Raw genomic sequence first — 12911 nt, 5'->3', positions numbered from 1 at the left:
CCTTGTACAGCAAAAACGTTAACCTTTGTAACCAGTGGCTACAACAAAGACTTCTCTTGAGCGAGCTCGCGAAGAGTCTGGTTTTCTTATTTTCACGACTTTAAACAGGTTTCGAACTTCTTTGACATAATCATCAAAGCCTTCTCCCTGAAAAACCTTGACCACAAAACTACCATTTGGAGTAAGAACTTGTCGACACATATCTAGAGCTAGTTCAACCAAATACATTGCCCTTGGCTGATCAACCGAATTATTTCCGGCGATGTTAGGTGCCATGTCTGACATCACTACATCAACCATATCAGGCTGTATACGATCTAATAGTGCTTCCAGCACGGCCTCTTCACGAAAATCGCCTTGTAAGAAAGCAACGCCAACAATAGGATCCATCGGCAAAATATCACACGCGATCACTCGGCCTTTATCACCGACGATACCCGCTGAATATTGAGACCACCCGCCGGGAGCCGCCCCTAAATCCACAACAGTCATTCCTGGCCTAAGCAGTTTATCTTTATTTTGAATCTCTTCTATTTTGAAAATAGCACGCGAACGATAACCTCTCTTTTTGGCTTCATTCACGTATTTATCATCAAAATGTTCTTTCAACCAGCGACTAGAGCTGGCCGAATGCTTCTGTTTACTCATTCGATTCCTAACTGAAATGTTTCCATCCAAGAAAGTATGGTAGAAAATATAGTCTTCAGGGATAGATGGCGTTAAAATAGCTTTTTTCAACCCTTATATTAAATAAAATTGGCCGCATAATGAACCTAAGCACCAAACAAAAGCAGCACCTTAAAGGCCTAGCACACAGTTTGAAACCTGTTGTACTGATGGGCGCGAATGGACTCACTGAGGCTGTTCTAGCGGAAATCGAGATTGCCCTCAACCACCACGAACTGATCAAAGTGAAAGTAGCATCCGAAGATCGCGAAACTAAACAGTTGATTATCGATGCTATCGTGCGTGAGACTGGCGCAGAAAAAGTACAAACCATTGGTAAGATTCTCGTACTATTTCGTCAAACCGAGCAACGTAAAATCGAGATCCCTCGTAAGTAATCAGTCGCGTTATCGACGCTCTGACTCTGATGGATACAGACAAAAAAAGGTCGCACACTGCGACCTTTTTGATTGTTGTTGAAATGAATTAGAGGTATTCAACTTTATCGATTTCGAAATCTTTATCACCACCAGGAGTGGCGATAATCACCTCATCACCTTCCATTTTACCGATCAAACCGCGGGCAATCGGTGAGCTGACAGAAATGCGCCCAGATTTAATCTCAGCTTCATCTTCACCCACAATCTGGTAGCGTTTCACTTCATCAGTATCACTGTCAATCAATGTCACTGTTGAACCAAAAATCACTTTGCCTGTATTTTCCATTTTAGTGATATCGATCACCTGAGCAACAGATAGCTTATATTCAATATCACGAATTTGAGCCTCACAAATACCTTGCTCTTCTCGAGCAGCGTGATATTCCGCATTTTCTTTTAGGTCGCCAAGTTCACGTGCGGTTGCAATAGCTTGGGTAATTTGTGGACGTAATTTTAGCAGCCTATCTAACTCTTCGCGCAGCAATTGTTCACCACGAACTGTCATTGGAACTTTTTCCATTTTATACCTCTAATGCCAAAATTCGTATTTGGGCAAAACAAAACTACCCAACACAACAAAGGTTAGGTAGTACATGGATTAACATAGTTGCTAATCAGTGTAATCAAACTTCGTGACTAAATCATCTTAAATCACACGTGACCCCTGTCAGGTTTCTGTGAATGAGTTTGGGGGAAAGTGATAAAAAACAGACACAAAGCTCATTTTCACGAATGTTTTTGCACAAAAAACCGACCCACTTCACTAAAAAAAAATAAAAAACAAACTATTCAGACCAGTTGATAAAAACCAATAAACCAAATAAAAAACAAAGACTTGATATTTATTTACACAAAATAAAACGGTGTTCATAAACCTGTTTTATATCATTTTACTAACTAATTTCGGAACTTAAGAGTAAAAAGTAGAACACGAAATGCTAGTAACGTTTGGTTGTACGTTAGTGAAGGTTTACAAAACCCAACCTATGCAACTCAATGTTCAAAAGCACTCGAAGGACGATATAGACGTCGCAAATAAAAATATTTATGGACAGTAAATTAGGACTAATAAGATGAACAAAACTCTGATTGCTTTAGCAGTATCAGCTGCTGCAGTAGTAACTGGTGTAAATGCTGGTGAGCTATACAACCAAGACGGTACATCTCTAGAAATGGGCGGCCGCGCAGAAGCACGTCTTTCTCTTAAAGATGGCAAAGCGGAAGATAAAACTCGCGTACGTCTAAACTTCCTAGGTAAAGTAGCGATCAACGATAGCCTATACGGTGTTGGTTTCTACGAAGGTGAATTTACTACTGCTGACGACGGTAAAGCGGACCAAAAAGGTGATTTAGAAAACCGTTATACTTATGCTGGTATCGGCGGTAACTTCGGTGAAGTAACTTACGGTAAAAATGACGGCGCGCTAGGTGTTATCACTGACTTTACTGATATCATGTCTTACCACGGCAACTCAGCAGCGTATAAAATCGCTGTAGCAGACCGCGTAGACAACATGGTTGCTTATAAAGGTCAATTTTCTGATCTAGGCGTTAAAGCAAGCTACCGTTTTGCTGACCGTCAAGAAAGCACGTCTGCAATCACAGACAACAATGCAGATGGCTACTCTCTATCAGCTATCTACGCAATCGGCGACACTGGCGTTCAGCTAGGTGCGGGTTACGCAGATCAAGATACAGCAGCGAATGCGTCTTCTGATCAATATATGCTAGCAGCGTCTTACGCTATCTCTGATTTCTACTTCGCTGGTACTTTTGTTGATGGTCAAGACAAAGCAGCAAATAGCAAAACAGATAAAACTGGTTATGAGCTAGCAGCAAAATACACTATGGGTCAAGCTGTATTCACTTCTACTTACAACTACCTAGAATCTAAAAATTCTGGCAATAAAGCAGATGAAGCTGATAACTTTGCAGTTGATGCAACTTACTTCTTCAAACCTAACTTCCGTTCGTACATCTCTTACAACTTCAACCTACTTGATTCAGACAAAGTAGGTAAAGCTAAATCTGAAGACGAACTAGCACTAGGTCTACGTTACGACTTCTAATTCTTGGCTTAATGTCATAGATTTAAAACGCCTGCTTGCTAGCAGGCGTTTTTTTATCTCGCTATACTGTATGCACACTCCGCCCTGAAATGCCGTGTTATGCTCTTATTAAACCGCAGTGCTTTTTTATTCATCCTCTCGTTCTTCTTTCCTTTATCGACTTTGGCGTATACGCCTTTGCAAACACTGCCACAAGGTACTCGGGTGGGTTTATTCGTTCACTCTTTAGCCACTGAACAGGTTTTTCAAGATACTAATAACATACAAACGCTTTTCCCTCCTGCCAGCACTTTAAAAATGCTCACCGCGCTTGCCGCCACGCTAGAGCTTAGCGAACAATTTCGCTTCACGACTCAGCTAACTCAACATGGCGATGACATTGTTATTCACTTCTCTGGCGACCCTACGTTAACCAGCCAAGATATGAAGCAGCTACTCAGCGAGCTAAAAAAACAGGGCATCTCACAAATAAAAGGCAACCTTTGGTTAGATAATTCAGCCTTTTCAGGTTACGACCGCGCGGTTGGATCACCTTGGGATATTCTGGGGGTATGCTATAGCGCCCCATCAAGTGCAATCACTCTGGATGGTAATTGTGTGCAAGCCTCTATTTATACGCAACCAAACGGGAAAACTCGGGTTTATGTGCCTGAGCACTATCCCATTCACGTGACCAGCTACGCAAGAAGTGTTACTAAGACTGAACAAGAGAGCGCTCGCTGTGATTTAGAACTGCGTACTTCAGAGCAGAACCATTACCAGCTCGACGGCTGTTTGGCCGAGCGAACACAACCTCTGCCACTAAAGTTTGCCGTGCAAGACCCAAACTTATACGCCACACGTATGATTTATAAGCAACTCAAACAAGTGGGCATTGAATTACTAGGCGAGGTTAAGCTGGGTGTAAAGCAAGATGAACTGAGCATAGAAAAGGATTCATTGATAGCAACACATCAATCTATGCCACTGTACCCGTTGTTAGAAATGATGCTTAAAGAGTCTGACAATTTGATTGCTGACAGTTTAACCAAAACACTTGGCCAGCATTTTTTTATTCAACCAGGCAGTTTTAGTAATGGCACCGAGGCGATCAAGCAGATCCTTTTTTCTCGAACAGGCATCAACTTGGCACAAGCTCAGTTGGCTGATGGTTCGGGTTTATCACGTAACAACCGCCTGTCAGTACAAAATATGGTGGATGTGCTGAATTACATTTGGATTAATAATCAAACCCTTAAGCTTATTGACATCATGCCTAAAGCAGGTGAATCCGGTACCTTACAGTACCGACGTAGTATGCGTGGCCAAGCTGTACAAGGGCAGCTGATTGCCAAAAGTGGTTCGCTTTATGGAACGCATAACATGGCGGGCTTCGGTTTAGATAAACAAGGAAAACCGAGTACATTATTTGTTCAATTCATCACTGATTATTATCCGCAAGATCAAGGCGATAACACTAGTGTTACCGCCCCAATTGCTCAATTTGAGACGCTCTTCTTTGAAGATGTCGTTAAGTTCAGTCAGCTCAGTCCTAATGAATAGTTCACCACGTTAAAGTAGATCCACATACCCGAAATATCGACGATAGAAGCCAGTACAGGGCTAACTAATACCGCAGGATCTAAGTTAAAAACGCGCGCAGCAATGGGTAATAAGCCGCCAATTGTCGTTGAAATGGTGACTTGGATAAAGAGCGCAACCGCAATTGCAAACGCAATGTTTTCTAGTGGAAAGCCTCCGGTTGAGTTGGCATCACTAAACAACATAATGCGAGCCACCATCACCGCAGAGATAGCCAACGCAAGGCAAACCGCAACACGGCACTCCTTCCACAATACACGCAACCATTGACGTTTGCGTAACTCACCAACCGCTAACGCGCGCACGACTAACGTCGCAGCTTGCGAGCCAGTATTCCCACCTGCAGCGGCAATAACAGGCATATACACAGCTAAGAGCACAAGCTGGCTCAATGTATCTTCATACTGGGTAATAATCAGCCCGGATACGATACCAAGTAGTGCCAATACAATAATCCAGCCAATGCGCTGCTTCACATGTTCAATCACGCTAGTGGTTAAATAGCTTTGTGCCGTTTCAACTTCTGAGTAAATAAACCCCAATTGGTTAGCGTAATGGCGAGCGCGAATGTCATAGCCCCCTTTATCTAATTCACTGAGTAGTTGCTGAACATAACCAATAGTACAGTGACGTAAAATCGCCACTGCCTCTTCGATAGGCATCACTGCCAATAAATGTACCTGTTTTTGCTGTTCGTACTGCAAAAATGCATTACGAGCCGCACCAATCTCTTCCAAAGAAAAGTTAGGTGAATTTTCAATATAAATGTTGCTCATTACCGTCATGGCGAATCTCCCGATTGGCAAAGGTAACGACCATCGAAATGATACCCAAATGCAATATATTCATGAGCAATGACGTCATTGTTCATCAATGTAATTCATAGATAGGTTTTCATCTCAAACTAGAGAGCAGGAGAAAAATCGAGAGGTGTAAATCAGAAAAGATAAGCCCTACCACTGAAGGTAGGAGCGAAGATCGCCAATACCGAAAGCGGTTATTTTTCTCCCTTCATACTAGGGGGATGGTCGGTATTGTTCATAAAAATCTCCGAAAGTACTGCTCAATTAGCAGTGCGCAAATTGTACCAAAGCCTTTGGCGAAATACACTCTGATCTTTGCATCCAATGCGTTTCAATTTCAACCATACTCAATCACAAAAAACCACCATTCAGATTGGAGATTTAATGACTAATTAATATGCCAAGATCAGGTCCAGCAAAAAAGCGCCCTTAGGCGCTTTGATGAATAGACGGTTCACTTTACTGTGATTTTTACTTTACAGTAACTCGTGCGAACTTACGCTTGCCGACTTGGTAAACATAAGTCCCCGCGGCTGGTACATTTTTGCTGTCGTCGATTTTTTCGCCATCTTGTTTGGCACCGCCTTGCTTGATCATTCGCATCGCATCAGACGTTGAAGCCACTAAACCCGCCTCTTTGAGCAGGTTAGTGATAGCAATACCCGCTGCAAATTCAAATTCTGGCATCTCTTCTGGCATCGCACCTTTTTGGAAGCGGTTGATAAACTCTTGCTCAGCCGCATCTGCCTCTTCTTTAGAGTGAAAACGTGCAATGATCTCTTTCGCCAGCAAGATTTTGAGGTCGCGTGGGTTCGTGCCATTTTCAACATCAGCTTTGAACTGTGCGACTTCTTCCAATGGACGGAAAGAAAGCAGCTCGTAGTAGCTCCACATTAATGTGTCAGAGATCGACATGATTTTGCCAAACATTTCACTTGGCGATTCACTGACACCAATGTAGTTGTGCGCTGATTTGGACATTTTTTTCTCGCCATCCAAACCAACAAGCAGTGGCATCATCAAGACAACTTGTGGTTTTTGACCATGTGCTTTTTGCAGTTCACGGCCCATCAATAGGTTGAATTTTTGGTCAGTACCGCCAAGCTCAACATCTGTCTCCATTGCGACTGAATCATAACCCTGTAGGAGTGGATACATGAATTCATGAATGGCAATAGGCTGGCCATTAGCGTAGCGCTTTTTGAAATCATCGCGCTCTAGCATGCGTGCCACTGTTTGGTTCGATGCAAGACGGATCATGCCTTCCGCGCCCAATAGAGACAACCATTCAGAGTTAAACTGAATTTTCGTTTTAGCCGGATCGAGGATCTTAAACACTTGTGTCTTATAGGTTTCAGCATTACGCAAAACATCGTCACGAGTGAGCGGTGGACGCGTAGTATTTTTACCGCTTGGGTCACCAACCATACCCGTGAAATCACCAATCAAAAAGGTGACTTCATGGCCCAAATCTTGAAATGCACGTAATTTATTGAGGATCACCGTATGTCCAAGATGGATATCTGGAGCCGTTGGATCAGCACCTAATTTAATGCGCAGTGGACGGTTTTCTTTCAGTTTCGCGATCAATTCATCTTCTGGGATTAGCTCTTCAACGCCGCGTTTAATTTCAGCTAAAGCCGCTTCAATACTCGCCATTCTTGTTCACTCCTACAGATTTGGCAAAATTTAATAGTTGAACATCTTACTTGAATAGCGATGCTTTTTGAAACCAGTTAGACTAACGAACTGGCTAATTTCTTTATAATTTACTAAACGAACCTAAATATGCTTTCAATTTTCGCTCGTCTCCCTTGGGTGCATCGAATCCTCATCGCCTTTTTAAGCGCACTCATGGTTTTCGCGCTGCTATTTCTGCCAAACCCTGAAGATCTCGCTCAGGATCCGAATCGTCTAGAAATTGGTCGCCATTATCCATTAACCATTAACGCAGAAGCACTCTCTCCGGGAATATCTATCTCGCCTTCCACCATGCTGCGTTGGGAAACTTATCAAGTTAAATCGGGTGAAAGTGCCGCCGTATTATTTCAGCGAATTGGGCTTTCGGCTCGCTTACTCTATCAACTCACGGCAACAAATCGTGATATTGACAGCCAGCTTTCACGACTTAAGCCAGGAGATGAGCTGCAATTTGGCTTTGATGAAAATAATGAACTTGTTCAACTCAATCGCATTATTAGCGCCTTTGAAACCTTTCGTATCACTAAGTCGGGCGATGGCTTTACTTCTGAGTTTGATAAAAAAGAGCTGATGTTCCAGTACAACTATGCCGAAGCGATCATTACTTCAAATTTTTGGAATGCGGGGATAAGCGCGGGTTTAACGGCAAACCAAATCATGGAGTTAGCGGGTATATTTGGTTGGGATGTGGATTTTGCGTTAGATATTCGTGAAGGTGACCAATTTAAGCTGCTATTCCAAGAAAAGGTGGTGGAAGGTGAGGTAATTGGCCGCGGAAATATTATTGCCGCCGCCTTTACCAACCAAGGTACGACGTTCACAGCAATATTGGACGATGCAACAGGCAATTACTATGACGAAAATGGCCGGGCCATGAAAAAGGCCTTTTTACGCTCACCGATCGATTTTCGTCGCGTGACATCGAATTTCAATCCTGTGCGTCGCCACCCCGTCACAGGAAAAGTCACCGCACACAGAGGAACCGATTATGCCGCGCCAGTTGGTACCCCAATTTGGGCCGCCGGCGATGGTGTGGTTGAGAAATCAAGTTACAACCAATTTAATGGTAATTATGTGTTTATTCGTCACAGCAACACCTACATTACCAAATACCTACACTTACAACGACGTATGGTCAAAACTGGTCAACGAGTCAAGCAAGGACAAACGATTGGTACTTTAGGAGGGACTGGAAGAGTCACCGGCCCTCATCTCCACTATGAATTTTTGGTCAACGGTGTACACAAAAACCCTAGAACGGTCTCTTTACCGCAATCTAAATCCTTAACGGGCCAAGCAAAAACCACCTTTATCGCCAATGCTCAAATTAGGCTTGGGAAGCTAGAACGCTATAGCCAATTACTCTATGCCAATAAATAATAAAAAAGGCCCACCAATAATGTGGGCCTCATAGTGTAATGATTGAGCAGATTACTCTTCAAGAGTAGGTGGTGGTTCCTTACGCCCCAACATCAACAAGCAAGGCGTCAGTACTAACGTTAAGACAGTGGCAAAAGCAAGGCCTCCCGCAACGGCCGTGGCGAGTTGTGACCACCATTGCGTGCTGGGAGCGCCAAACTCAATTTTCTGGTTAATCAAGTCGATGTTCATCTCCAGTACCATTGGCAATAACCCTAAAATAGTCGTCACTGTGGTCAATAAAACGGGCCTTAAACGCTGAACACCAGTGCGTAAAATGGCCTCTTGTTTTGACAAGCCTCTGCGTATCAGTTGGTTATAAGTATCTATCAATACGATATTGTTATTCACCACGATGCCGGCCAAGGCGATGACCCCAATACCTGACATAATAATGCCGAAAGGTTTTTGGAAAATCAGCAGACCTGCAAATACTCCGACCGTTGAAAACAGTACTGCACTTAAAATGAGGAATGCTTGGTAAAAACTATTAAATTGCGTAACCAGAATTAACCCCATAACCACCAGCGCGATCAAAAAGGCATTTTTTAGAAATTCTGAGGAATGTTCCTGCTCTTCATTTTGCCCTCGTAATTTAAACTCCACCCCATTAGGTAAATTCAGTTCCGACAATGCTTGAGTAACTTTCGGCAATTCAAGGGCCAGATTATACCCTTCCTTTAGATCCGCCATAATATCGATAACCCGTCGACCATCAATCCGTTTGATCGTATCTTGTTTGTGATCCGGTTTTATCTGCGCAAAATTGGTTATCGGCACCAGACCTGCGGGTGTGTTGACCCGCAACTGATCAAATCGACCAATATCTCGTTTATCCTCTGGGTACCGCACCAGAATATCGACCTCTTCGTTTGCATCATCAGGCAAGTAGTCACCAATTTTTAGTCCATTAGTCACAAATTGCACTGTGTTACCCACCAATGTCGCATCGGCTGAAAATCGAGAAGCATCATCACGTCGAATATCAATTCGCCAGTCAATCCCTTCTTTATTTGAGGTATCACTGATATTAGTCAACGCGGGATTGTTATCAGCCCACTTTCTGACCATTTTAGCGGCCTCATTAAGATTTTCAGGAGTACGCGCCGACATTTCAATCACCAGATCATGCTCAACTGGTGGCCCTGCATCTGGAAATTTATACTCGATTTCCACCCCTGAAAACTGATCTGTAGTGCTTTTAAGCTCTTCAATAATCGCTTTGACGGTGCGGCGATATTGCCAATCAACAGGGGTAATTTGAATCTGGCCAATTTCATCCTCTCCCCCCGTTCGAGTATAGACGCTCTCAAATTCCTCATGACCAAGCATCACCTGCTCAATTTCTCGCATTAAGGTGTCTTTTTCTTGGATGGACAGATCGCCATAAGAGCGAACTTTAACGGTGAAATAAGGCGGATCCACCTCTGGGAAGAATTCGGCACCGAGCCCTGCTTTGGCATAAGCAAAGCCAATCACAATCGCGAGCACTATCGCACTAAACAATATTTTAAGTGGGTGACGAATCGCAATGGCCAACGTGTGATAATAGAGCTTAGTGATGCCCGTCGCTTGAGCAAAATCACCTTCATGTAAAGCAATCATCCGCGCTTGACTGGCAGCCGAAGCATGTTGCGGTCGGCCAATTAAGCCTCCCAGCACAGGTACGAAAAGCAGTGCCATAATCAGTGAAGCAGCCAGTGTAGCGATAAGCGTGAGAGGCAAGTATTTCATAAACTCGCCCGTGATATCCGGCCAAAAAAGCAGAGGAGCAAAAGCGGCTAAAGTGGTAGCAGTTGATGCGGTAATCGGCCATGCCATCCGTTTTGCGGCATCTCGATACGCTTCTTTACGCGGCACACCTTCTTGCATGCGCCGATCAGCAAACTCAGTTACCACTATGGCTCCATCAACCAGCATGCCAACCGCCATAATTAATGCAAATAACACGACAATATTGACGGTTAGTCCAAACACCGACAAGACTAGTAATCCGGTCAAAAATGAGCCTGGTATTGATATACCAACCAGCAGCGCCGTCCTCATTCCCAAAATAGCGATAATCACGATCACGACTAAAATAATGGCCGACAGAATATTGTTTTGTAGATCGTTGAGCATGATTTCAACGTCTTTCGACTCATCCCACGTGTATTTCACCAACAAATTACTTGGCCAATCTTCCCGTTTTTGCGCCTCTCTCATTACCGTTTTTACTAGCTCAACGGTTTCGATGATATTTTCACCAGCACGCTTTTTAACGTCCAACACCACCGCCGATTTGCCATCTAAACGAGCAAAGCTTTCGGGGTCCCGAAATGCTCGTCTGACGGTCGCGATATCGCCAAAGGTGATTACTTGCTTACCATCAACCTTCACCGGAAGCTCTAACACATCTTTCAAGGATTCAAAAACTGAAGGAACCTTTACGGAAAAACGTCCGTAGCCCGTATCGACGAAACCCGCCGCAACGACTTTATTATTCAGTGCGATTAAGTTATAGATATCGCCTTGATCGAGTCCGTAACTTTCCATCAATAGGGGATCGACAATGATCTCAACAATATCTTCGCGATCGCCAGCGATATCAACTTCTAATACTTGTCGGTAGCTTTCTAATTTGTCTCTCAACTGCCTTGCAATTTGTACGATGGCTCGCTCTGGTAAAGTGCCATAAAGCACCACTGATAATACCGGTTGCTCTGATGCCAATGTCACTTCATTCACAGTCGGCTCATCGCTGTCTGCGGGTAGCTTCGGCTCGGCCAAATTGACCGCATCTCTCACATCCGCCATCGCTTTATCAAGGTTAATGCCAACGTTAAATTCCAAAACTACAGAAGCATGCCCTTCGGAAGCATTCGACGTCATCTCTTTTACGCCTTCAATAGAGCGCATTTCTTGCTCTAGGGGCCGCACGATAAGGCGCTCAGCATCACTCGGTGATATGCCTTGATGACTTACGGAGACATAAATAATAGGAATAGTAATGTCAGGGCTCGATTCTTTAGGGATCGAAAAATAGGTCGCCACGCCAGCGATCAAGATAAAAATCAGCAGCGATAACATAGTGCGCGAGCGAGAGAGCGCCGCATCAATAATAGAAAACATGGCGCCCCCTACTGCGCTGAGTGGTTAGGTTTCTTGACCGCAATCACTTGATCACCATCTCGAACAAAACCTTGCCCAACGGTGATAATATCCACCGTATCCCCTAGCCCAGTTAGCCACACACCATCTTGCTCCGCTTTTACCAATTGAATGGGGATGAAGCGAACACGATCTTGCTGCAGTGTTTTAACACCTAAATTTCCTTGATCATCAAGCGCAAGCATGGCAGGCGTGATTTTCACCGCCAGTTGTGTTTCTAAACTCATCTCCACTTCAGCGCTCACACCCGCGGGGATCGTTTGATTGGGATTGTCTAATTCCACTTCGATAGCAAACGTGTTGGTGGTAGGTGATGAGACGCGAGAAATATAACGAACCTTGCCATCGATAATAGAACCATCGATAAAACGTACACGAGCGGTTTGGTTTTGTTTGATTTTTTGGATGTGTCGTTCGCTGACATCAGCTTCTATCACTAATTTACTGAGATCAATAAAGGTGACCATCGGGTCACCCACTCCGACAAAATCGCCTTTTTCTATCAATATGTCTTGAACAATGCCATCGAAGGGAGCCACAACTGACGTATTACGTAAAGCCAATTGGGCACGACTTTGCACAGCGCTGGCTTCCGCTAAAGCGGCTTGCGCCGAAGCAAAGGCCACTTCGCCTTGCAAACCTCGATTTTTTAACGACTCAGCGGCACTGAATTCTTTTTGTTTGAGTTTGAACAAGGCTTGCGCACTCTCTAATTGAGCCGCTAGATCAGCTTGATCGATTAAGACGATCTGTTGTCCTTTATTGACAGGCTGTCCTTTTGCTATCAATATCTGAGTAATTTTCCCTGCGATTTCAGCACCAATTTTTGCTTGACGATTAGGTGCGGTCCGACCGTAAAGATCGATATGCTTATCGGTCAATTCAGCCTCAAAAGATTGATAAATAACTTTCGCAAAAGGAATGGTGTCATTGGCAGTTTGCCGGGGCTCTTCCGCTTTCAATGCCCCAAAACCTAACCAAAAACAGAGAAGTAAAATAAAAATCGTCGAGAGTAGCCAAGGTCGTTGCGAAAAAAAGCGGCCAATAGATGAACGGCTGATTTTGGTATCAGGCATAAATAA

Annotated in this window: 10 protein-coding genes; 4 read left to right on the top strand and 6 right to left on the bottom strand. The window is 43.9% G+C overall.

The annotated features are described in order from the left end of the window. Window positions 1-18: 18 nt before the first annotated feature. Window positions 19-648 carry a 23S rRNA (uridine(2552)-2'-O)-methyltransferase RlmE gene (rlmE, locus tag EXZ60_RS08315; RefSeq protein ID WP_010318530.1) on the bottom strand — a complete coding sequence of 210 codons (630 nt, stop codon included), beginning with the start codon at window positions 646-648 and terminating at the stop codon, window positions 19-21. Window positions 649-767: 119 nt separating this feature from the next. On the opposite strand from rlmE, the gene yhbY reads away from it, so the two are divergent. Beyond that, entirely contained in the window at window positions 768-1064 is a 297-nt protein-coding gene (gene yhbY / locus EXZ60_RS08310; RefSeq protein WP_010318529.1) for a ribosome assembly RNA-binding protein YhbY, read from the top strand. An 88-nt stretch (window positions 1065-1152) separates the two neighbouring features. On the opposite strand, the gene greA is transcribed toward yhbY, so the two are convergent. Then, entirely contained in the window at window positions 1153-1626 is a 474-nt protein-coding gene (greA, locus tag EXZ60_RS08305; protein WP_013857625.1) for a transcription elongation factor GreA, read from the bottom strand. Window positions 1627-2179: 553 nt separating this feature from the next. Here greA and ompU point away from each other — a divergent pair. Together ompU and dacB are read left to right on the top strand one after the other, a co-directional pair. After that, complete coding sequence (ompU, locus tag EXZ60_RS08300; protein WP_277435545.1) at window positions 2180-3175, top strand: porin OmpU; 996 nt, start codon at window positions 2180-2182, stop codon at window positions 3173-3175. Window positions 3176-3274: 99 nt separating this feature from the next. Further along, a complete protein-coding gene (gene dacB / locus EXZ60_RS08295) occupies window positions 3275-4717 on the top strand; it encodes a serine-type D-Ala-D-Ala carboxypeptidase (RefSeq protein WP_277435544.1) in 1443 nt (480 codons plus the stop codon). On the opposite strand, the gene EXZ60_RS08290 is transcribed toward dacB, so the two are convergent. After that, window positions 4696-5541, bottom strand: a complete 846-nt coding sequence (locus EXZ60_RS08290) for a magnesium transporter (RefSeq protein WP_026027515.1) — start codon at window positions 5539-5541, stop codon at window positions 4696-4698. The two genes, dacB and EXZ60_RS08290, sit on opposite strands and share 22 nt — an antisense overlap. Before the next feature lie 489 nt (window positions 5542-6030). Further along, window positions 6031-7218: a tyrosine--tRNA ligase gene (gene tyrS, locus EXZ60_RS08285; protein ID WP_013857629.1), complete on the bottom strand. Its 1188-nt coding sequence runs from the start codon at window positions 7216-7218 to the stop codon at window positions 6031-6033. Window positions 7219-7347: 129 nt separating this feature from the next. Between tyrS and EXZ60_RS08280 the strand changes: the two genes are divergently transcribed. Next, window positions 7348-8640: a peptidoglycan DD-metalloendopeptidase family protein gene (locus EXZ60_RS08280; RefSeq protein WP_017048386.1), complete on the top strand. Its 1293-nt coding sequence runs from the start codon at window positions 7348-7350 to the stop codon at window positions 8638-8640. A gap of 51 nt (window positions 8641-8691) precedes the next feature. Here EXZ60_RS08280 and EXZ60_RS08275 read toward each other — a convergent pair whose 3' ends face one another. Both EXZ60_RS08275 and EXZ60_RS08270 read right to left on the bottom strand, forming a co-directional pair. Then, window positions 8692-11790, bottom strand: a complete 3099-nt coding sequence (locus EXZ60_RS08275) for an efflux RND transporter permease subunit (protein WP_277435543.1) — start codon at window positions 11788-11790, stop codon at window positions 8692-8694. Window positions 11791-11798: 8 nt separating this feature from the next. Continuing rightward, window positions 11799-12905 carry an efflux RND transporter periplasmic adaptor subunit gene (locus EXZ60_RS08270; RefSeq protein WP_277435542.1) on the bottom strand — a complete coding sequence of 369 codons (1107 nt, stop codon included), beginning with the start codon at window positions 12903-12905 and terminating at the stop codon, window positions 11799-11801. Window positions 12906-12911 lie beyond the last annotated feature (6 nt).

Origin of the sequence: Vibrio sp. 1151_11, assembly GCF_029478525.1 — a bacterium.
GTDB classification, from domain to species: domain Bacteria; phylum Pseudomonadota; class Gammaproteobacteria; order Enterobacterales; family Vibrionaceae; genus Vibrio; species Vibrio anguillarum.
The sequence above is the reverse complement of the archived record's forward strand: the minus strand, read 5'-3'. Positions and strand labels throughout refer to the sequence as shown.